The organism is Enterococcus sp. AZ088, from assembly GCF_051714845.1.
In the GTDB taxonomy this organism is placed as follows: Bacteria; Bacillota; Bacilli; order Lactobacillales; family Enterococcaceae; genus Enterococcus; species Enterococcus faecalis.
The window spans coordinates 2,034,793-2,056,298 of record NZ_JBIOSQ010000001.1; the positions used below are offsets into that span (position 1 = coordinate 2,034,793).

Here is a 21,506-nt window from a genome sequence, read left to right on the forward strand (position 1 = left end):
CCCTCATTCATGCACTTATTCATCTTTTAAGCGTGGAACAAAAGTTACTTTAAACTTTTGCCCCACGCTCATTTAATTATTTTCGTTTCTTCTTGATGACTATACCACTAATAATCACAATAAGTAACACAACAAGTCCTAGCACACGATATAGACCATTAGTTTGTTCTCCCGTTTTTGGATAACGTCCTTGCTTGTCAGGTTTCACAATATGTGTGACATACTGACTACTTTTTATCGTGGTTTGATTCGTTGAGGAACTAGTCTGGTTGTTCTCATTTTTATCTGGTAGTGGTGTAGGATTACGATCAATCACATGAACAGTTGCTACTGTCGTCAATTGACGAGGTGTCTCGTTTGAAAACATTGAGAAAAGTCGTGACTGCACAGCTGGTTTGGTTTCATTAACTGGCTCAGTGGTATAGGAAATCTGGTACTCTCCTGTTTTCTTTGTATCAACTTTCCCTTTCACTTGAACTTTATCAAAGGATATAGCATGACCGTCACGATCTGTCGCTGAAACGAAATTATCTTCTGGTTTCCACGAATCACCAACATAAATCGTTGTATCTTTAACCTCTAACTTAGATTGGTCGGGTTTGACGGTCACATGGGCTGTTTCTTCTTTACCTTCGTAACTGTATACGATTGGATAAACGCCTGCTTTGCTAGTATCAACTTGACCTGAAACAGTGATTTTTTCGAATGGGACATCTTGACCTGTTTTATCTGTTGCTGAAACAAAGTTCTCTTCTGGTTTCCATGAATCGCCGACATAAATCGTTGTATCCTTGACTTGTAAACGACTATCATCACGGACATGAACGATTGCTTTCGCTTCTTTTGTGCCATTTTTATAGACAATTTCATAATCGCCTATTTTATCAACATTCACTGTTCCCTGAACATCAATTTTTTCAAACGGAACGTCTTGACCTGTTTTATCTGTTGCTGAAACGAAATTATCTTCTGGTTTCCACGAATCACCAACATAAATCGTTGTATCTTTAACCTCTAACTTAGATTGGTCGAGTTTGACGGTCACATTAGCTGTTTCTTCTTTACCTTCGTAACTGTAAACGATTGGATAAACGCCTGCTTTGCTAGTATCAACTTGACCTGAAACAGTGATTTTTTCGAAGGGGACATCTTGGCCTGTTTTATCTGTTGCTGAGATAAAGTTCTCTTCTGGTTCCCATGAATCGCCGACATAAATCGTTGAATCTTTGACTTGTAAGCGACTGTGATCAATTGTTTTAGTTAATGGAATTTTTAGTTGATTGTCTCCTTTGACCAGCTTAATGGCTTTTCCTGTCAAATACTCTTCATCCACGGAATATTCCTGCGGTACATTCGTTACTCGCAAAGTATAATCACCTGTCATGATGGCATCAAAGGAGTATTGACCTTTTTCATCTGTTGTAAATTCGGTTGCTGTATGCGTGACATTATCAATTAGTTCAAAAGAAACCTTCGCAATTGCTTGGTTTTCATCCTCTATGTTATGCGTATAGAATGTGGCAGTTGCTAAATAAACAATGCCTTCCGCATCACCTTCTGAGAATTTCAATGTGATTGGCGCAGTGGTGACTTTTTTCTTGCTAGCAGACATCTGGTTCAATGTTTCAGAGTCGATTGTTGTTTCTGTATAGATTTGGCCAGCGTTTGCAGAGACAGTATTGTATTCAATCGTAATGTTTTCTGTCAATGTATAGTCTTTAAAAATGACTTTCGCACCGTTTGTAGTCTTCTCTAATGAATAAGCATCTTCTGGCACGCCTTTCACGGTAATAGAATTCAAATCGATTTGAGCATTGGTTGTGCCTTTTGGTGTTAATTCAATCGTTGGATTTTTCACACGATGTGTTTTATTATCAATATTTTTTGTTGTTACTGTCGTTTTTGTTACATTTTTTAATGTTGGATTCGCCGCTTGTGTTGCACTCAAAATGTCTAACGCTTCATTTTGAACAGAAACCGTAGCAGACCCTTCATTATTATTCGATTGTGGTTCTTTAGCTGTCCCTGTTATATAAAGAGTTGGCACGTCGATCCAGCCATTGGCATTTTTATACTCAATAATGTAACGTTTGTTGGTTTTTCCAAAATCAAACGTGTAACTATTGGTATTTTCGTCAAAAGTAATCGTTGGGTATCCAGGACTGTCTGGTGACATTGGTTTATCAAAATAATAGCCACGATCCCAGTATTGTGGATAAATTGAATCTACCTGATCGTTTGAAACATCATAAATGTCAAAAAGAACATCGGCGCCAGCTGGAATTTTTGTACGGACGCTTAGTGAGTCAAAAGAATCATTTCGTGCATTGACAAGGAATTGATTTTTACTACTTTGAAGTGTTCGTTCAGAACCAATGTGTCGATTGGTATTTACTTCTGTTTCTATAGGGGAAATGCCATCAGCACTCATTGTCACAGGAATTTTATCAAAAGGAATACTTTTATCTTTTGGTAAACTATCTGGCACGTAATTAAAGCCAATTGGAATTTCAAGTTCATTTGTAATTGGCGTAGTGAACTTAATGATCGAACCATCTGAGGTTGGTGTGACTGTATAATCTTTCCCTAAAACATAATATGAAAAATAAATATCTTTTGTGGCTCTAACAGATAGATATTGCGGATGCTTTATTTTAATCTCTAAATTTTCAATGGGGTTGGCCTTACTACCTGCTACAGCTATTTCGGTATCACTCATATAAGCACCGTTTCGATCATAATTTCCCCATGTCGCTTCCGCATTCGTAGGATTTAACATAGCGATTGGTTCAATATATTGATCGGATACTAATTGAATGGCTTTATTGGGACCAATTACAGGGGTACTTAATGATAGATTAATGTCCTTCTTGTCAAAATCCATTGTTAAATCAGAAATATTTATTCTTAAATAGCTATCTTTTGTGGCCGTTAAGATAAGCTTGCCCCCTTCAGTTTTAATATCAAAATAGTCTTCCAATTTTACATATTCATATAAAGGACCATACGCCATAAATTTAGGATTCTTAATTTCTTGACCGTTTGTACTTTCTAATACGATTTGTTGACCCATTTTTGTTTCTGTTAACGTGCCATAAATTGTTACATAATATTTCCCTTTGCTTCGAAAACTGATATAGGATATACTACGCATTTCACGGTCAGCAATTACTTTACTTGTTTGACTCGTCTTAGCAGTAAAATCGGTTGTTTTATTCGTTCCTGTCGTATTTTTTAACGAAAGAGAACCTAACTTGGTTGTTGGATATTGCTGATCAAATGAATAACTGTAGTCCGAAACACTCTCTAAATAAATTGTCCGATTAATCGATAAGGAATAGGCTTTTTGTTGATTCATGTTTGGAACAGTTACAGCAATCCGCCCGAGTGAATTATCGCTTAATATATAATCTTTGCCAGGTGTTAACAAGGTTTGCGTTTCTGGTAAAATTTGACCATTAATGTCGACATCGTAACTGAAAACTTGAGGTTCCAAGTTATCTTGTTTTCCAAAGACAGCGCCTGGCGTCTCTGTTGTTAATAATTCTAATGTTTGATTGCCAGTTAACGTCCGGTCTAAATTATAAAAAATTTCGCCATCTAACCCTGTCGTTCTGGTTCGTTCGTTATATTGAATTGGTTCCACTTGTTCATATAAATCAAACGAGTAGGTTTTTTTATTTTTTCCTGGAGTTTCAATTTTGATTAATGGTTCCGCCTCTGTTGTTAGATAACTTTTTAGTTCTACTTTAAAGGAAGTATCTGAAACTCGTTGATTAAACGTAATACTTAATGTTTTGGTTGCCGCATCGACTGCCCAAGTTGCGCCAATGCCTGTCACTTCTCCGCTAACAGTTGAATAACCTAAATGTTCTGGTAATTGAACTGTATAAACTGATCCAGGTGCATAACCTGTGTTTCCAACAGCAAATTGGAACGTAGCGGTTACCGGTGTTGTATTTAATTCGCGGTGAACCTCTGTTTGGCTGTATTCTGTTCCACCAATCGGCGCAAGACTCATACTGTCAAGTAGTTCATCTGTAATTGGCGCTTGAACATCTGGTAGGGCTTTTTCATTAAGTGAGGTGTCCTTGTCCTCCGTTGTTTGTTGTTCAGATGGTGTAGCACCACTGGAAGCTGTTGTGCTCGCCTCTGTGGTTTGCGATTCAGTTGTTGCAGTTGGTTGATTCATTTCTGAAGTATTCGTTGTTTCTAAAGGTAAAGATGGTGTTGAGTTCGATAACTCTGCCTCTTTTTTTGCTGTATCAGTGGTCTCTGTTTGTGCTTCTGTCGTTGTTACAGCATAGGCATTTACGGCAAAACCGAAATTTTGTGCGAGAAGTATACTTAACATCACAAAAGAAAAAGTTTTTTTCTTCATACTAATCCCCTTTCAATAAAATTCATATAACCTAATAATAGCTTGTTAAAAATGAAACAATTGATTAATTTTTTTTGAATCTTCGAAAAAAAAAAACAGCTTTTCCTAAAAAAATACTTGGAAAATCAGCCACAATCACTGTTTTTCCAAGTATTTTTTTATGAATATTTGTAAATTATCGTTTCTTTTGACGAAAAACGACCACGAAATAAACTGCAATAAATAATAACACTAAGAGCGAGTTACTATTTTTAATGAAAGTTAAAAATTGACTTGTTTGCGTTGAAATACCTTTGCCGCCAGTCAATTCTAATAAAAATTGTGTCGTGCCACCTTTGCCTACTACAGTGACTAACATAAGCGCCATCAAAATAAATTGATGGCATAAACTCCCTTTTGTTTGTGTTGTATATTTGATAAGGATGCGGCTATCTTTTGGCAAATCTGTCTCTTGATAATATCGCCTAGCTAAAAAGCTGTTCAATGTGCTTTTGAAAAAACTCAAGAGAAACAGGCCTAAAATAGTCCACGAGGTAAGAAGTAATATTCCCAAACTTCCCGCCAGACCAATCATTGGTATGTTGTTTGACCATTGTTTCGTTTTACTAGCTACAATCATTGCAAAAATCATCCCTAAAACATAAGGTAAATAGAGATAGATACCCATATGAGCTCTGCCATAAACCCCTGCAACATAAATGGAACCAAATAAAAATAAATAGTTCCCGACAATCCCGTTAATCAAGGTCGCAAGATTCATTTCTAATGATACTTTATACGCACCGCGTTTGCCATAATGACTAACGAAAAGGACAGCCACCACAAAGAAACAGCAGGCGCCAACAATCGCATAATCAAATTCCACCGCATTCGTTAATAAGCGACCACTTCTTAATAAAAGTAATAACACAAAAAAGATAACAAACAGAATTAATTCTTTTCGTGAAACTTCTGCTGATTCTTCTTCTAGCTCGTTTAATGAAACAGGATAGCTCTTGATTGCTACTAAAGCAACCAGAAAATAGAGCGCGTACACCAATAACGCCAGTCCAATCTCAGTCGCTTTAAAAAATAAAGCGCCAAATAAAACAGCGGTCAATAAGACTGTCGTTAAAAGATTGCTGTGACTAATTTTTTGACCTTCTTCTTTCAAGAAAAAGCGAATTGATTGATTACTTGGTGGCAACAACGCCCCACTAAGTCCTAACAACATTCCTGAAATACTATAAAGCGGGAAAGAATAAGCGCCGGCAATCCCAATTAAGGAGCCTGCCAAGCCTAACAATAGAGAAATCTTTAGTAGACCTAGACTAGTTAAAGACAAATTAATTCCTCGAACCAGAAAAATGCCTGTCATACGCAATGTATAAAATAAGACAAATGGTAAAATTGTTAGAAGGTTGTGTCCATCACTCAATTGAATGTAAAGTAAATAAGGCACAACAATAATCGTATTACTTAGTAAACTTAATGCTGTATTACCAAGACTTTCAATTTTTTTATTCATTTTGACCTCTTCTTTTATCTTTCATTTTCTATTATTTTTAGGGTAGCATTGTTTACTTTTTTTGTCCATAAAATAACAGATGTAGCAATTTCCTAATGTCTATTTTCCACTGTTATGTATAATAGTTAATGACGACAGCTTGGACTTTCTCTGTTCCGTCATTTATATACGTGTGTACTTGATTAGCATCAAAATACATAGCGGCGTCTTTTGGAAGAAGGTATCTCTGACCGCCCACTTCAAGAGCTAATGCTCCTTGAATAACCATGACATATTCTGTCGAACGTTTTGAATGCCCAACAGCTTGATACTTTTTCCCTGGATCTAATTCAAACTGAAAGAGTTCAAAGTTTCTTTCCTGGTTGTCTGAGTAGTAATTAAAGACTCGATAGGAGTGATCTTCAGAATGTTGTGTTACCGTCTCAGTTTTTTTAACCACGGGATTTTCTTTAACATAGTCATCTTCTAATAAATACGTATATGGAACATTGAGTCCATTACTTATTTTCCAAATTGTATTTATGGTAGGATTGGTGGTTCCTTTTTCAATCTGCGAAAGCATCCCTTTACTCACTCCGGTTATCCCAGCTAGTTCATCTAACGTAAGTTTTTTTTCTTGTCTAATTTTTTTTAAATTATTGCCAATAATTGTATTAATCTCCAAAATAGTTGCTCCTTCTGTTTCTTTTTATTATCCAAAAGTTTAATATATTGAACAAAAGTATTCTTTATTGTATTATACAATATATATCTTAGTTGTTCAAAAGGAGTGGTTAATAATGAAAACGCTCATTCGCTCGTTGTGTCTTATTATCGAAGGTCTAGATTTTCATACACACGTGTTTAAATTTTATACAGAAAGAAGGAAAAAAAGAGAATGAACCACCAATTAGATGCACGCACTGGCATTCGTGAAGCCTTGCCAACGGTTTTTGGCTATATTGGTATTGGCATTGCTTTTGGTATCGTAGGACAAGCAGCAGGTTTTTCCCCTCTTATTGTTAGTGCGATGTCGTTTTTTATTTTTGCAGGATCTGCTCAGTTTGTAACAGTTAGTATGTTGACTGGTGGCAGCCCTATTTTATCCATTGTGTTAGCGACTTTCTTAGTAAATGCGCGTATGATTCTTATGGGAATGACCATTGCGCCTTACTTTAAAGCCGAATCTCTCGGTAAAAATCTCTGGTTGGGAACCTTACTGACGGATGAAAGTTTTGCACTAGGAATGAATAAATTAAACCACACCAAAGGACGTTTAAGTTTTGAGTGGTTTAATGCTGCCAATTTGATTTCCTATGCGACTTGGTTTTTTTCGACGATCATCGGTGCCTATCTAGGGCGCTTTATTGCAAACCCTCAAGCATTAGGTCTTGAGTTTGCGGTCGTGGCTATGTTCATTGGTTTACTCTATCTGCAGATAATTAGTGATCGTTCCATGAAAATCGCTTTACAACTCATCATGGTCCTGATTACTTTTGGTTTGATGTCTATTGGTCTAATTTTTATTCCCAGTAATTTAATTGTCTTAGTTGTCACGTTAATCGGGTGTGGAATAGGAGTGATGATAAAACATGCCTTCTTCTGAGTATCTCTTTTTAACAATTTTAGGCTGTACCGTTGCAACCTGGCTTTCAAGAATACTGCCATTTTTACTTTTAAAAAAAATCAGTCTGCCACAGAAATTATTAGAATATCTAAGTTTTGTTCCCATTGTGATTATGTCAGCCTTATGGTTTAGTAGCTTATTTGAACAAAGAATTGGGCATTTACCAAGCCTCAATCTTCCTTATTTATTCGCTTCATTTCCTACCATTTTAGCCGCAATACTTACTAAAAACTTATTGCTTATTGTACTGGTAGGCATTGCTTCATTTGCACTAATCCAAAATTTTATCTAAAAAAACAGACAGGCACTACCAGATGGTAGTGCCTGTCTGTTTTTTTAGATGCCAGCTGCAGGGATCGAACCTGTGACCTACGCGTTACGAGTGCGTTGCTCTACCAACTGAGCTAAGCTGGCCTGAAACAAATCTATTATAGGACTTTCTACTTTATTTGTAAAGTCTGTTTGTTATTTATTTATGCAAAATCTCTTTAAAATAAGCCAAATAGCGACTTTACAAACTTTTTTCTGAAAATGTGGTATAATAGAGATATCAAGAAAGGATGGTTTTTTGTATGTCAAATTTTAATGGTATGGTTACTCCTGTTGTTCCATCGGATGCTGGTAAGGATTTCGCCGTTGACACCCATGTTACTTTTCTTGTTCACGGACAGCCACAAACAGGCGTTGTTACGAAACAATTAAAAAATGCCGCTGTCGTCGAAATTGACGAAACGCAAAAAAACAATCACTTAATGGTGCACAGCAATGGTGTGATTGTTATTAATTACAAACAATTGAAAAAGATTTAATTCTTCAAGCGTGGGAAATTTCCCCCGCTCTTTTTTATGTACAGAATTGGAATACTTTCCAATTCGTCGGAAGCTATAATGCTGTAATAAACGCAAAAAAACCAAAAATAATTCCGGGCACATTAGCAAAAATAATGGACTTATCTCGTGTCTCTCCATCGTCTCCATATAACCCATGAATCGTCCAAAAAATACAATTAATCATTGCCACTAATGGTTGCGTCGGATTGCCTTTTTCCCCATGTAAATTTCCATAAATTTGTGGAATATATGAAACATACATCAAAACTGACATCACACTAGCAATCACAGCGATAGCGTGTAAGACTTTTTTATTCTTTTTCATAGCTACTCCTTTGTTTTTTTATTTTTTATTATACACCTAGAAAAGTTCTTTAAGCAAAAGAAAACCGTTAGTAACCATAATCGGTTATCTAACGGTTTTTTGTTATTATTTTGTTCCGAATAAACGGTCACCAGCATCCCCTAAACCAGGAACGATATAGCCGTCTTCGTTTAAGCGCTCATCTAAAGCTGCTGTATAAATATCTACATCTGGGTGCGCTTCTTGTAAAGCTTTCACACCTTCTGGAACGGCCACTAGACATACAAATTTAATGTTGCTAGCACCACGTTCTTTTAAGGAATCGATGGCCATAATTGCGGAACCACCTGTTGCTAGCATTGGGTCAACAACAAATAATTGACGACTTGCAATGTCTTCAGGTAATTTCACGAAGTATTCATGTGGTTGCAATGTTTCTTCATCACGGTAAAGTCCAACGTGTCCAACTTTCGCTGCTGGAATTAATTCTAAAATCCCATCAACCATGCCAATTCCGGCACGTAAAATAGGAATGATTGCTACTTTTTTCCCTGAAAGTGTTTTTTGTGTTGATTTACCCATCGGTGTTTCGATGACAACATCCTCTAAAGGCATATCCCGTGATACTTCATAAGCCATTAACATAGCAATTTCGTTGACAACTTCGCGGAAAACCTTTGTCCCACAGTTCTTTTCGCGAATCATTGTTAGTTTGTGTTGAATTAGCGGATGATCAATTACTTGAAATTTTCCCATATCTATTCTCCTTCATTATTTTATTCTTTCTTATTGTAAAACAAAAGAGCCTAGGACACAAGTTGAATTCCTTAAATCCTAAGCTCCGACTCTTATTTGTACAGAGAATCGCGCTTCAGCTATCCCTGATGTTAGTTATATAATGGATATTTTTTAGTTAGCGCTGCTACAGCTGCTTTGACTTCATCATGAACTCCTGTATTTTCTGGATCTTTTAAAACTTGAACGATTAATTTAGCAACTTCTACCGCATCTTCTTCTTTAAAACCACGTGAAGTAATCGCAGGCGTTCCAATACGGATACCACTTGTTTTAAATGGACTTAATTGTTCAAACGGAATTGAATTTTTATTGACAGTAATATTTACACTATCTAAAATAGCTTCTGCTTCTTTTCCATTTAAACCAAAACCTGTCACTTCGATCAGTAATAAGTGGTTGTCTGTTGCCCCACTAATTAAACGAGCTTCTGGCGCTTGATTGAAAACTTTCGTCATCGCTTGTGCATTTGCAATCACTTGCTGACTATATTCAGCAAAACTTGGATCCAAAGCTTCTTTAAAAGCTGCGGCTTTTCCGGCAATCACATGTTCCAATGGACCACCTTGAATGCCTGGGAAAATACTACTATTTACTTTTTTCGCCAATTCTTCGCTATTTGTCAAAATTAAACCGCCACGAGGACCACGCAATGTTTTATGGGTCGTACTTGTTACGATATCAGCATACGGAACTGGATTTGGGTGCAACCCTGAAGCTACCAAGCCTGCAATATGCGCCATATCAACCATTAACTTGGCATCTACTTCATCAGCGATTTCACGGAAACGTTTGAAGTCAATCGTTCGTGAATACGCACTTGCGCCAGCAACAATTAATTTTGGACGATGTTCTCTTGCTAAAATTCGCACAACATCGTAATCGATTACTTCTGTTGAAGGATCCACTCCATAACTGACAAAATTATAGGTTTTGCCACTAAAGTTAACGGGCGAACCATGTGTTAAGTGACCACCAGCTGATAAATCCATCCCCAAAATGGTATCACCTGGTTCAACCAATGAAAGGTATGCCGCTGTATTGGCTTGAGAACCTGAATGGGCTTGTACATTCGCAAATTTTGCACCAAATAATTCTTTGGCACGATCGATAGCTAAATTTTCTACGATATCGATAAATTCACAACCACCATAGTACCGTTTGCCAGGGTAACCTTCTGCGTATTTATTCGTTAAAATACTTCCTTGGGCAGCCATAACTGCTTTTGACACGACATTCTCAGATGCGATTAGTTCCAAGTTATTTTCTTGGCGCTCTTCTTCTCTTGCAATTGCATTCCATAAATCTGGGTCATACGTTTTGTAATCCATTCAAACAACACTCCATTTTGTTTTCTTTTGTCTGATTGTATCATACTTCTGTGTCAGCTTCGTTACAAATACCTCTTATTTTTCAAAAAATTTTTGATTAGCTGATTTTTTCAAGCGATTCATGTAAGCAGTGCCTAAACCAGTTTCTGCAAATCCTTGCGCAAAAATCGTGGTAGCTCCTTGCTCATCTAACGCTCTTAACCCTGCAAATAGTTCTTTTGTGGCATTTTCAACCGTTTCTGCACCATAAGAATAAACAAACGCATTTTCTGTATCTAGTTGTGCTGCCTGTTCATCACTTAAAAATAAGCCGATTTTTTCCTGTTGTTCTGTTGCTTGCTGAATCGCCGCTTGCCATTCTGCTGTTTGACCGCTTATAATCCAAACTTCCGCATCAGGAGAATAGTGTTTGTATTTCATCCCTGGCGCTTTGGGTGCTGCATTTTCGCTAATTAAATGTGTATCGATTTTCACTTGGGAAATAATGCTTTCCAACTGCTCTTTGGTAATTGCTCCTGGTCGTAAAATAACTGGCACACCATCTTCCGCCGTTAAATCTAAGACCGTGGACTCCACCCCAATCTGCGTTGGGCCATCATCTAATATGGCAGCAATTTTCCCCTGCAAATCATGATAAACATGCTCTGCAGATGTTGGACTAGGCTTGCCAGAAGTGTTCGCACTTGGTCCAACCAACGGAACATTGGCTTGTTCAATCAAAGCTAAGGTCGCTTGGTTATCTGGCATACGAAAAGCGACTGTCTCTAAACCACCTGTTACTGTTTTAGAAAATGTATCGCTAGGCACATTAAAAATTAAAGTTAATGGTCCCGGCCAAAAGGCAGACACCAATTTTGTAGCGACTTCTGGTAAGGTCGCTACGTATTTTTTGACCATCTCAACGTTGTTCACATGAACAATCAATGGATTATCACTGGGTCGGCCTTTTACTTGGTAAACTTTTTTTACTGCCGCTTCATTTAAGGCATCGGCACCTAAGCCATAAACAGTTTCTGTTGGAAAAGCCACTAGCTCGCCTGCTTGAATGGCTGCTGCTGCTTGGGCTATTTCTTGTTTGGTTAATTTTTTTGTTTCCATTGCAAATCGCTCCTTCTAGAAAAGTGGCGACGAAGAACCTTAGTTACTCGGCTATCGCGAGGCGATCGTTGCCAGATAAATCTTTTTCAATTTTAATTGTTTTTTGTGGATAGGCGGCGCTCAATAATTCTTGGAGGGCCGCGCCTTGTTGAAACCCTATTTCAAAATAAATTTTACCGTCTGCTTTAAGCATCGTTTGACTTTCATGAATTAATTGTTGGTATAAAGCCAAACCGTTATTTTCAGCGAATAAAGCGGTTTTAGGTTCATACGTTCGGACACTTGCATCCATTAAATGCCATTCTTGTTCACTAATATAGGGCGGATTAGAAATAAGCAGATCGATTTTTTCAGAAGCAACTGGCTGTAAGCCATTCCCATGATAAAATTCGATGTCAGCACCTAATGCTTGCGCGTTTTGTTTAGCGACAGTCAACGCTTCCTCTGAAAGATCAATGGCAATAACTCGCCAGTTGGGCCGTGCCAGTTTCAAGCTAATCGCGATGGCACCTGTCCCTGTTCCGACATCCACGACCGTCAAAGGAGTATCTGGATTGGCTTTTAAGCAACGCTCGACTAATTCTTCTGTTTCTGGCCTAGGAATCAAAGTATGTTCATTAACAATAAAGGAATGTCCATAAAATTCAGCTTGTCCTAGTAAATATTGTGCTGGGTAATCTGTCAATAATTGGGCTAAATCCGTTTTTAATTGTTTCTCTTCTTCTTTGGGCATTTCTTCTTGCATATGCAGGAGCCACTGCGTTTTATCCCAACCTTTACGTTCTAAAAAAACATAGCGAATAGCATAGCCTTCTTTGCCTTGCGCCTCTAAAAAAGAAGAAGCCCAGTTAAGGACTTCAAAGTAACGTTTAGCCATTTTGCATCTCTTCTAATTTCGATGTTTGATCATATAAGACTAATGCATCAATGATTTCATCTAATTTGCCAGCAAGAATCTGGTCTAGTTTTTGGATGGTTAAACCAATACGATGATCCGTTACTCGATTTTGTGGGAAGTTATACGTTCTGATTCGTTCTGAACGATCTCCAGTCCCCACCGCCGATTTACGGTTAGCATCATATTCACTTTGTGCTTCTTGTTGAATTTGGTCATACACACGAGCACGCAAAACTTTCATTGCTTTTTCACGGTTTTTTAGCTGTGAACGTTCATCTTGCATTGCGACCACGATTCCTGTTGGTAAATGGGTTAATCGAACAGCCGAAGCGGTTTTATTGACGTGCTGTCCACCAGCGCCACTTGCATGATAAATATCGACACGGATATCTTTATCAGCTAATTCGATTTCGACTTCTTCCGCTTCCGGCATAACTACAACGGTTGCTGTCGATGTATGAATCCGTCCTTGTGATTCTGTTGAAGGAACTCGTTGCACGCGGTGAGCGCCACTTTCGTATTTTAATTTTGAAAAGACGTTATCTCCTGAAATCATCATAATTACTTCTTTATATCCACCGATTCCAGTGACGTTCGCTTCTAAAACTTCCGCTTTCCACCCTTGTGCTTCTGCATATTTTTGGTACATATTAAATAAGTCGCCAGCAAAAAGTGCGGCTTCATCGCCACCGGCTGCACCACGGATTTCCATGATGATATTTTTATCATCATTTGGGTCTTTTGGTAATAATAAAATTTTAATGCGGTCTTCTAACACTTCTTTTTCTTTTTTCAAATCAGAAAGTTCTTCTTTCGCCATTTCGGCCATTTCCGCATCTAAGTTTTCACTTAAAAGTTCTTCGGCATCGCTAATCCCTTCAACAACTTGTTTATATCGGCGATAAACCTCAACCGTCTCACGTGTATTAGCTTCTTCCTTCGATAATTCCATGAAACGTTTTGTATCGCTAATGACTGCTGGGTCACTTAATAATTCGCCCAATTCCTCATAGCGATCTTCAATAGATTGTAATTGATCGTACATAGTGTCTCTCCTTACTGTTCTTCATTCACTGTTTTTGGATGAAAATAATGTTTGCGACAAACAGGATAGTAGGCTTCATTCCCACCAATTTGGACTTGATCCCCTTCATAAACGGGTTTGCCATCAATATAGTGCAAGTTCATAGTTGCTTTTTTATGACAGAACCAGCAAATCGTTTTTAATTCTTCTAATTTGTCTGCATATAAAAGTAAATACTTTGAGCCTTCAAATAATTCATTTCTAAAATCATTCTTTAGCCCAAATGCCATTACTGGAATATCTAATTCGTCAACAATTCGTGCAAATTCAATGACATGATGCTTGTTTAAAAATTGACATTCATCGACTAATACGCAAAAAGGTTTGTAAGACAAATCATTAATCAAGTCAAAGACATTGGTTTCTTCAAAAATTGGAATAGCATCTCTGCGTAATCCGATGCGACTGGATACTTTCCCGACACCATCACGTGTATCTAGTCCACTGGTCATCAAAACAACTGGTTTGTCTTGTTCTTCGTAATTGTGTGCTACTTTTAAGATTTCAATGGTTTTACCACTATTCATTGCGCCATACTTGAAAAATAATTGAGCCATGTTCACTACACCTTTCCGTTAGTTCCTTACGTATTTTACTATATTTTCAGCAAAAAAGCAGTATTTTTAGCTAAAATGGTCGTGCATTTTTCTGAAAAAAACAGAATCTACGCCAAAGTCATTTTAGCAGGGCTATTTATACTCCAACTAATGATCCTGCTAGTATGCAATAAAAAAGCCCGAAATTGTAGTTATTTGACTACAATTTCAGACTTTTTAATGCTAGTTATTTTTGAGCAGAGGCAAATTCTGCTGATTGCGTACCTGCTTGACGACCATAAATGATAATATCGGCGATGGCATTGCCTCCGATACGGTTTTGACCATGTAAGCCACCTGTTAATTCACCAGCAGCATATAGACCTTTAATTGGTGTGCCATCTTCACGTAAAACTTCTGTTTTCGTGTTGATTTTCACGCCACCCATTGTGTGGTGAATCCCTGGTGCAATTTTAATTGCGTAGTAAGGCGCTGTGCTTAGGTCAGCTTCCATGCCAGTTGTCCGGCCAAATTGTTTGTCATCTTTGGCATTAACATCTTGGTTCCAAGTATCAATCGTTGCTTTCAATGTATCGGCAGGCATGCCAATTTTTTCAGCTAATTCTTCAATCGTTTCACCTTTTTCCACGAAACCTTTTTGATCATAGAAATCAATGGCTTTTGCACGGTCGCGAACGCCTTGGTCAAAGACTAAATAAGCTGATTTTTCTGGTAAGGCATTGATTGCTGCAGAAACTTTGTCACGTGTATCTAACTCATTAACAAAACGTTCTCCTTTTTGAGAAGCCAAGATTGCGCCTTCTCCACGAACTGCTTCACCAATTAAGAAAGCATCGCTTTGTTGAACAGTTGGGTGAATTTGAATTTCTTTCATATCCACTAACGCACCGCCAACTTTTTGAATCATTTGGATACCGTCACCTGTTGTTCCTTCTTGGTTCGTTGTAACATAGTTTTTCAATTCTGGTTTGTATTGTGTAATTAATTTTTCGTTGGCACCGAAACCACCTGTTGTGACAACGACTGCTTTTGCTTTAACTGTTTTTTCTTTATCATCTTTCATTTTCACTTTTACGCCATCAATTTGACCGTTTTCTTCAACTAAGTCTGTCACGTCAGCATCAACAAACAATGGAATTTTTTCTTCGCGAACGTTACGTACTAAACCGTCAACTAGATAGCCCCCAATTGCTGATCCGTCAGCAGGTCGGTGTGTGCGTTTTTCGCTCATTCCACCTGTAATCGTTAAATTGCTCAATGTAATTCCTTTTGTATCTAACCAATCAATTGCTTCAGCTGAATGATCAACAAAATAACGTAGTAATTCTTGATCGTTGGTTCCTTTACCGCCTTTTAGTGTTTCTTCAAAGAATTTATCGTTGCTATCTTTAATGCCTTCTTTTTCTTGGAATTTTGTTTGTGAAGCATTCATTCCTGAAGACGATTTAATTGTATTCCCACCTGCAACAGGCATTTTTTCTAAAATAACTGGATTCATGCCAGCTTCTTTGGCTTGTAATGCAGCGGTCATCCCCGCACCACCTGAACCAACAATAACAACATCATAACTGTCTTTTAGTTCGCTTGGATCTGTATAACCATTAGCAGAGGCACCAGATGTTGCTTCTGTTTTTTCAGAAGATGCTTTTGTTTTACCAGCGGCTTTTTCTTGATCGCTTGTACAACCTGTTGCTGCACCTAATAATAACCCTAGGGAAAGAACTCCCATTAACACTTTTTTCATTGTTTTCCCACCTTATAAACTATTGATTTCTACCAACACAATTTCTTATTTTTCATTTGAATAAAAATAACAGTTTGTTACATAAAGTGAACACATTCACATATCAACCGAAATAAAAAAGCTACCACTACTTTTTAAAGTTGTATCGTTAGACAAACTGACCAATTAGCAATAAGTTGTTTGGGGAACAACCTATTTTTCTATTCTTTCATAAAATATCATGTTCTCGCTTGTTTGTGGATGTTTTCCAATTATTTCTAACGAATTTCTTATTTTTATTTGTCATTTCAAGGATTTTCTGGCAGAATTATTCGTTTGAGGCGAAAAGTTTTGGTATACTTAGTTTAATTAGAATTGGGAGGTTATCTAGTGAACCATACACGTTTGCTGTGGCTGGCACAGCGAAAAAGCGATCGATTTATTCGCAAAAATTTTTCATCTATTCAAATCATCGTCGCTTATTACATATTAATGACGGTTATTTCTTATTTATTGTTTTGCCTCCCTATTTTCAGAGAACCTGACTCGCATGTTCCTTTTATTGATTTATTTTTCTTAGCAATCAGTACAGTCAGTGTTACTGGACTCACCACAGTCGATATTAATTCGGTTTTTAATGATCGTGGGATTGTCTTATTGGAGGTTCTTTTCCAAGTTGGTGGCTTAGGGATTATGATGATTTCAACGGTCTTTTTTATTTTATCAAAACGGCGAATCACCTTAAAGCAACGTCAGTTAATTATGACTGACATGAATCAGCCGCGACTGAGCGGAATTGTTCGACTGATCCGCACCACTTTTTTGATTTTAATTTGGTTCCAAGTAATCTTCGGCTCGCTCTTTTCACTTTATTTTTATATAAGTGGTTATTATACGAACTGGCGAGATGCGATATTTTATGGCTTTTATCAAGCTATTTCTGCAGTGACTAATTCAGGCTTTGATATTTCAGGTGATTCAATTATCCCTTTTGCTCATGATTATCTCTTTTTACTGGCAATTATGTTCTTAATTTTTATCGGCGGAATTGGATTTCCCGTTTTACTGGAAATTCATGAGTGGTTACATTTTAAGAAAAAGAACTTTCGCAAGAAGAAACGAGGCTTGCCTTTCCGCTTTTCATTGTTTAGTAAAATTGCTTTGCTAGCGTTTATTGTTCTGTTCATTGGTGGGACTATTTTGATTTACTTATTAGAAAAAGATCACCTATTTTTGACAATGAATGAAAGTGGCCGTTGGGTAAGTTCGATGTTTTATTCGATGACTACACGAAACGCTGGCCTCCAAATTAATGATTTAGGGGACTTCCAAATCACAACATTGATTATTTTTTCTGTGTTAATGTTTATTGGTTGTAGTCCTAGCTCTGTTGGTGGTGGTGTTCGAACAACGACTGTTGCGATTATTGGTTTGTATTTGTTAGCCTTTTTAAAAAGTGAAGATGATATTAGCGTCTTTAGCCGTAAAATAGATGACGATGATGTCAAAAAATCGATTGTCGTCTTCATGTTGTCTTTGATTATGTGCTTTTTCGCTGTCGTCTTTTTGTCAGCCACTGAAAATCTGCCCTTGATTTCAATCATTGTGGAAGTCGCTTCTGCCTTTGGGACAACCGGTCTTTCTTTGGGCATTACAGACGATTTAACAACAGTAGGTAAATTAATGATTGCCTTATTAATGTTTATTGGACGTATTGGTATGCTTTATACCTTAATGATTTTTGTACCAAAAGAAACACGTGACTTAGGCTACGAATACCCTTCAGAAAAAATTATTATTGGATAAAAAACAAAGCCTCTCAAGTAAGAGGCTTTGTTTTTTATTTTTTCATATGTGTGGCTAGTTTGTTATAACTTTCAGAGCGTTCAATTGCATCTTCTTTAGTTTTATCAAGTAAATGTTCGACTACTTCTTGATTCTCTTTAATTGTATGCAACGCAGAGTAACGTGTTTGTTTTTCAAGAAAATCACGCATTTTGTCAAAATCTGTTTTCTTGTAGTCAATGACCATCGGATCTTTGCCTTTCTTAACTAACTCTGGATTATAGCGATAAAGTGGCCAATAGCCAGATTCAACGGCTTCTTTGGCTTGATCTAACGTCCGAACCATTCCACCTTTGACCCCGTGATTAATACATGGGGTATAACCAATGATAATTGATGGGCCTGGGTACCGCTCCGCTTCGTCAATTGCTTTAATCGTTTGCATTGAGTTTGCGCCTAAAGCCACTTGTGCAACATAGACATTCCCATAAGTGATTGCCATCATCCCTAAATCTTTTTTAGAGGTATGTTTCCCACCCGCTGAGAATTTGGCAATGGCTGAAGCTGGTGTAGCTTTAGATGTTTGTCCGCCTGTATTGGCATATACTTCGTTATCCATAACAAAAATATTAACATCTTCCCCACTGGCAAGAACATGATCAATGCCGCTAAACCCGATATCATAGGCCCAACCATCGCCGCCGACAATCCATTGACTCGTTTTCACTAGTAAATCTTTTTGTTCGTAAATTTTTGTTAAAAGTGGATCTTCATCGGCTTCTTCACTTAATGCCGCCGCTAGTTTGGTTGCTCGCTGTTGTGTTCCTTCCCCTTCAGCCATGTGTTCCAACCAATCATTTAACAAGGCTTGAAGTGAATCTGATCCGACGTTTTTAGCAAGACTTTCTTCAACCAGACTAGCTAAATGTTGCCGTTTCGTTCGATTGGCAATATACATACCATAACCATATTCCGCATTATCTTCAAACAGCGAATTACTCCAAGCTGGTCCTTGGCCACATTCGTTCGTTGTATAAGGCGTCACCGGTGACGAACCACCCCAAATTGATGAACAGCCTGTTGCGTTAGCAATCATCATTCGATCACCAAATAGTTGCGTCAACAACTTAATATAAGGTGTTTCGCCACAGCCTTCACAAGCACCTGAAAATTCCATCAATGGCTGGTTAAATTGGGAACCTTTAACAGAAAGTTTTTTGACTGGGTTGGCTTTTTGTTTAAGAGTCATCGCAAAGGCCCAATTCATTGCTTGCTCTTTCTGAGTTTCATAAGGTTTCATTAAAATCGCCTTGTCTTTCACAGGGCAAGCCTGAACACAAAGACCACAACCTGTACAGTCTTCTAAAGAAACTTGGATACGATACATCAATCCATCAGTGCCACGCATTTCGCGCATGGCAAAACCTGCAGGTGCTTCTTTCAGTTCTTCTTCATCCGCTAAAAATGGTCGAATAGCCGCATGTGGACAAACAAAGGCACATTCATTACACATCGTACACTTATCCATTTGCCACTCAGGCACTTCTAACGCAATGCCACGTTTTTCATAAGCCGCAGTGCCCATTGGAATGGCACCGCCCTTCATTCCGTTTTCAATCAAATCTGAAACGGTCAGCTGATCCCCTTCTTGACGATTGATTGGTTCTAAAATATTTGTCACAAAAGCTGGAGCTTCCGACTCTTGATTTTCTGGTTCTAAAACAATGGTTGCCCAATCTTCTGGAACTACGATTTCTTGCAGCGATTCAAAGGTAGCATCAATCGCTTGGTAATTTTTTTCAACAATTTCCATTGATTTTTTTCCATAAGTCTTTTTCACTTCTTCTTTAAGTAACGGTAAATATTGCTCTTTCGTTAAAATATCTGTTACTTCAAAAAAGGCAGTAGACATCACTGTATTGATCCGACGGCCTAAGCCTACTTTGCGAGCTAACTCAACCGCATTGATAAAATAAAATTTGATTTGGTGCTCCCCAATATATTTTTTCAACTTAGCCGGTAATAAACGATGAACCTTTTCTTGATCCCAAATAGTATTCAGTAAAAACGTTCCGCCATCTTTTAAACCTTTTAACAGGTCGTATTTATGCAAATAGGAAGCATTATGACAAGCGATGAAATCTGCTTGTTCAATTAAATACGTGGAAGTAATTGGCTCTTTACCAAAACGCAGATGCGAAACGGTTAAACCGCCTGATTTTTTAGAATCATAACTAAAGTAAGCTTGTGCATAAAGGTCGGTATGATCTCCGATAATTTTAATCGCTTGCTTGTTTGCTCCCACAGTTCCGTCAGAACCAAAGCCCCAAAATTTTGCTTGGAAGGTAGTATCTGGCGTTAAATCTAAAGTAGGTTCTTCTGGCAATGATTGATAGGTTACATCATCAACGATCCCTACCGTAAAGCGTTGTTTTAATTCTTTAAATGGCAATAACAAATGGTCATAGATCGCTTTAATTTGATTAGGCGCTACGTCTTTAGAACCTAACCCATAACGTCCACCAATCACAATTGGACGATTTTCATGTTGATAGAGAGCGCTTTGAACATCTAGCAATAACGGTTCCCCTTCGGCTCCTGATTCTTTTGTTCGATCTAAAACCGCAACCTTTTCTACTGTAGCTGGTAATTTTTCAAGAAGGTTTTCGGTAGGAAATGGACGATATAAATGAATATTGATAAAACCAACTTTGCGTCCTTGTTGATTGAGATAGTCGACTGTTTGTTTGATTACTGGCGAAGCCGACCCCATTGAAATAATGACTTCTGTTGCATCTTCAACCCCGTAATAATCGGTTAAATCATACGTTGTTCCACGAAGATTGTTAATTTTTTTCATGTATTTTTGAACAATTTTTGGCATTTCTTCGTAATTTTTATTGACTGTTTCTCTTTGTTGAAAATGAATGTCAGGATTTTGAGCGGTCCCTGAAACAGTGGGATGATTAGGATTCATGCCTCCCATTCTAAAACGAGTTACAGCTTCCTGATTCACCATTTCTTTCAGGTCATCATAATCAATCACTTCGATTTTTTGTAGTTCATGGCTCGTTCTAAAACCATCAAAAAAGTTTACAAAAGGTAAACTACCTTCTAAGCTAGCTAAATGAGCAACTGCCGACAAATCCATTACTTCTTGGACACTCGATTCTGCTAACATACAAAAACCTGTTTGGCGGGTAGCCATCACATCGCCATGGTCACCAAAAATACTCAACGCACTTGTCGTTACTGCCCGAGCCGCCACGTGGAACACAGAAGGTAGCAATTCTCCTGCGATTTTATACATATTGGGAATCATCAACAGTAAACCTTGTGAAGCAGTATAAGTAGTGGTTAACGCACCTGTTTTTAACGAACCATGAACTACTCCCGCTGCCCCAGCTTCTGATTGCATTTCAATAACTTGAACTTTTTGACCATAAATATTTTTTAAACCACTTTCCGCCCATTCATCTACCAACTCAGCCATTGTTGAACTTGGTGTGATAGGATAAATAGCGGCAACTTCTGTAAACGCATATGAAATATAAGCCGCTGCGGTGTTTCCATCCATTGTTTTTTTCATTTTTTCACCTTTTATCTT

The 21,506-nt window shown here is 37.7% G+C and carries 16 protein-coding genes and 1 tRNA gene; 4 read left to right on the forward strand and 13 right to left on the reverse strand.

Going from position 1 to position 21,506, the window contains the following annotated elements:
* Window positions 1-76: 76 nt before the first annotated feature.
* The 3 genes from IGL17_RS09805 to IGL17_RS09815 form a co-directional block, all read right to left on the reverse strand.
* On the reverse strand, window positions 77-4,381 hold the full coding sequence (locus tag IGL17_RS09805) for a bacterial Ig-like domain-containing protein (protein WP_104674521.1): 4,305 nt from the start codon (window positions 4,379-4,381) through the stop codon (window positions 77-79).
* A gap of 175 nt (window positions 4,382-4,556) precedes the next feature.
* Entirely contained in the window at window positions 4,557-5,888 is a 1,332-nt protein-coding gene (locus tag IGL17_RS09810) for a hypothetical protein (RefSeq protein ID WP_016618394.1), read from the reverse strand.
* Window positions 5,889-6,000: 112 nt separating this feature from the next.
* Window positions 6,001-6,552, reverse strand: coding sequence for a helix-turn-helix domain-containing protein (locus IGL17_RS09815; protein ID WP_002362234.1), 552 nt, complete (start codon window positions 6,550-6,552; stop codon window positions 6,001-6,003).
* A gap of 213 nt (window positions 6,553-6,765) precedes the next feature.
* Between IGL17_RS09815 and IGL17_RS09820 the strand changes: the two genes are divergently transcribed.
* A complete protein-coding gene (locus IGL17_RS09820; protein ID WP_002379698.1) occupies window positions 6,766-7,473 on the forward strand; it encodes an AzlC family ABC transporter permease in 708 nt (235 codons plus the stop codon).
* Window positions 7,460-7,786, forward strand: coding sequence for an AzlD domain-containing protein (locus IGL17_RS09825; protein WP_002362235.1), 327 nt, complete (start codon window positions 7,460-7,462; stop codon window positions 7,784-7,786). The genes IGL17_RS09820 and IGL17_RS09825 overlap by 14 nt, the downstream gene beginning before the upstream one ends.
* Before the next feature lie 49 nt (window positions 7,787-7,835).
* Here the strand turns inward: IGL17_RS09825 and IGL17_RS09830 are convergent.
* A tRNA-Thr gene (locus IGL17_RS09830) sits at window positions 7,836-7,908 on the reverse strand.
* A 158-nt stretch (window positions 7,909-8,066) separates the two neighbouring features.
* Between IGL17_RS09830 and IGL17_RS09835 the strand changes: the two genes are divergently transcribed.
* Complete coding sequence (locus IGL17_RS09835; protein ID WP_002381528.1) at window positions 8,067-8,303, forward strand: hypothetical protein; 237 nt, start codon at window positions 8,067-8,069, stop codon at window positions 8,301-8,303.
* Between the two features lie 73 nt (window positions 8,304-8,376).
* Here IGL17_RS09835 and IGL17_RS09840 read toward each other — a convergent pair whose 3' ends face one another.
* The 8 genes from IGL17_RS09840 to IGL17_RS09875 form a co-directional block, all read right to left on the reverse strand.
* Window positions 8,377-8,649 (reverse strand): membrane protein, encoded by a 273-nt coding sequence (locus IGL17_RS09840; RefSeq protein ID WP_002356625.1) that lies wholly within the window; start codon window positions 8,647-8,649, stop codon window positions 8,377-8,379.
* 105 nt (window positions 8,650-8,754) lie between these two features.
* On the reverse strand, window positions 8,755-9,384 hold the full coding sequence (gene upp, locus IGL17_RS09845) for a uracil phosphoribosyltransferase (RefSeq protein ID WP_002356624.1): 630 nt from the start codon (window positions 9,382-9,384) through the stop codon (window positions 8,755-8,757).
* 131 nt (window positions 9,385-9,515) lie between these two features.
* Window positions 9,516-10,754, reverse strand: a complete 1,239-nt coding sequence (gene glyA / locus IGL17_RS09850) for a serine hydroxymethyltransferase (RefSeq protein ID WP_016618395.1) — start codon at window positions 10,752-10,754, stop codon at window positions 9,516-9,518.
* 75 nt (window positions 10,755-10,829) lie between these two features.
* Window positions 10,830-11,852 carry an L-threonylcarbamoyladenylate synthase gene (locus IGL17_RS09855; RefSeq protein WP_002368930.1) on the reverse strand — a complete coding sequence of 341 codons (1,023 nt, stop codon included), beginning with the start codon at window positions 11,850-11,852 and terminating at the stop codon, window positions 10,830-10,832.
* 43 nt (window positions 11,853-11,895) lie between these two features.
* Window positions 11,896-12,729 (reverse strand): peptide chain release factor N(5)-glutamine methyltransferase, encoded by an 834-nt coding sequence (gene prmC, locus IGL17_RS09860; protein WP_016618396.1) that lies wholly within the window; start codon window positions 12,727-12,729, stop codon window positions 11,896-11,898.
* On the reverse strand, window positions 12,722-13,795 hold the full coding sequence (prfA, locus tag IGL17_RS09865; RefSeq protein ID WP_002356619.1) for a peptide chain release factor 1: 1,074 nt from the start codon (window positions 13,793-13,795) through the stop codon (window positions 12,722-12,724). Before prfA ends, prmC begins: the two co-directional genes overlap by 8 nt.
* An 11-nt stretch (window positions 13,796-13,806) precedes the next feature.
* Window positions 13,807-14,391, reverse strand: a complete 585-nt coding sequence (locus IGL17_RS09870; RefSeq protein ID WP_002356618.1) for a thymidine kinase — start codon at window positions 14,389-14,391, stop codon at window positions 13,807-13,809.
* A 226-nt stretch (window positions 14,392-14,617) separates the two neighbouring features.
* On the reverse strand, window positions 14,618-16,135 hold the full coding sequence (locus IGL17_RS09875) for a flavocytochrome c (RefSeq protein ID WP_002356617.1): 1,518 nt from the start codon (window positions 16,133-16,135) through the stop codon (window positions 14,618-14,620).
* A 369-nt stretch (window positions 16,136-16,504) separates the two neighbouring features.
* On the opposite strand from IGL17_RS09875, the gene IGL17_RS09880 reads away from it, so the two are divergent.
* The gene (locus tag IGL17_RS09880; protein WP_002385738.1) at window positions 16,505-17,920 is read left to right on the forward strand and encodes a Ktr system potassium uptake protein D; all 1,416 of its coding nucleotides are present in this window, start codon (window positions 16,505-16,507) and stop codon (window positions 17,918-17,920) included.
* A 34-nt stretch (window positions 17,921-17,954) separates the two neighbouring features.
* On the opposite strand, the gene nifJ is transcribed toward IGL17_RS09880, so the two are convergent.
* Window positions 17,955-21,488 carry a pyruvate:ferredoxin (flavodoxin) oxidoreductase gene (gene nifJ, locus IGL17_RS09885; protein WP_016618397.1) on the reverse strand — a complete coding sequence of 1,178 codons (3,534 nt, stop codon included), beginning with the start codon at window positions 21,486-21,488 and terminating at the stop codon, window positions 17,955-17,957.
* Window positions 21,489-21,506 lie beyond the last annotated feature (18 nt).

Bases quoted from the DNA above. Each gene is read 5' to 3' on its own strand.
- IGL17_RS09855 (WP_002368930.1), bottom strand. From the start codon at position 11,852: ATGGAAACAAAAAAATTAACCAAACAAGAAATAGCCCAAGCAGCAGCA.
- IGL17_RS09810 (WP_016618394.1), bottom strand. From the start codon at position 5,888: ATGAATAAAAAAATTGAAAGTCTTGGTAATACAGCATTAAGTTTACTA.
- IGL17_RS09835 (WP_002381528.1), top strand. From the start codon at position 8,067: ATGTCAAATTTTAATGGTATGGTTACTCCTGTTGTTCCATCGGATGCT.
- IGL17_RS09870 (WP_002356618.1), bottom strand. From the start codon at position 14,391: ATGGCTCAATTATTTTTCAAGTATGGCGCAATGAATAGTGGTAAAACC.
- nifJ (WP_016618397.1), bottom strand. From the start codon at position 21,488: ATGAAAAAAACAATGGATGGAAACACCGCAGCGGCTTATATTTCATAT.
- IGL17_RS09825 (WP_002362235.1), top strand. From the start codon at position 7,460: ATGCCTTCTTCTGAGTATCTCTTTTTAACAATTTTAGGCTGTACCGTT.
- upp (WP_002356624.1), bottom strand. From the start codon at position 9,384: ATGGGAAAATTTCAAGTAATTGATCATCCGCTAATTCAACACAAACTA.
- IGL17_RS09875 (WP_002356617.1), bottom strand. From the start codon at position 16,135: ATGAAAAAAGTGTTAATGGGAGTTCTTTCCCTAGGGTTATTATTAGGT.
- IGL17_RS09840 (WP_002356625.1), bottom strand. From the start codon at position 8,649: ATGAAAAAGAATAAAAAAGTCTTACACGCTATCGCTGTGATTGCTAGT.
- prfA (WP_002356619.1), bottom strand. From the start codon at position 13,795: ATGTACGATCAATTACAATCTATTGAAGATCGCTATGAGGAATTGGGC.
- IGL17_RS09820 (WP_002379698.1), top strand. From the start codon at position 6,766: ATGAACCACCAATTAGATGCACGCACTGGCATTCGTGAAGCCTTGCCA.
- glyA (WP_016618395.1), bottom strand. From the start codon at position 10,754: ATGGATTACAAAACGTATGACCCAGATTTATGGAATGCAATTGCAAGA.
- prmC (WP_016618396.1), bottom strand. From the start codon at position 12,729: ATGGCTAAACGTTACTTTGAAGTCCTTAACTGGGCTTCTTCTTTTTTA.
- IGL17_RS09805 (WP_104674521.1), bottom strand. From the start codon at position 4,381: ATGAAGAAAAAAACTTTTTCTTTTGTGATGTTAAGTATACTTCTCGCA.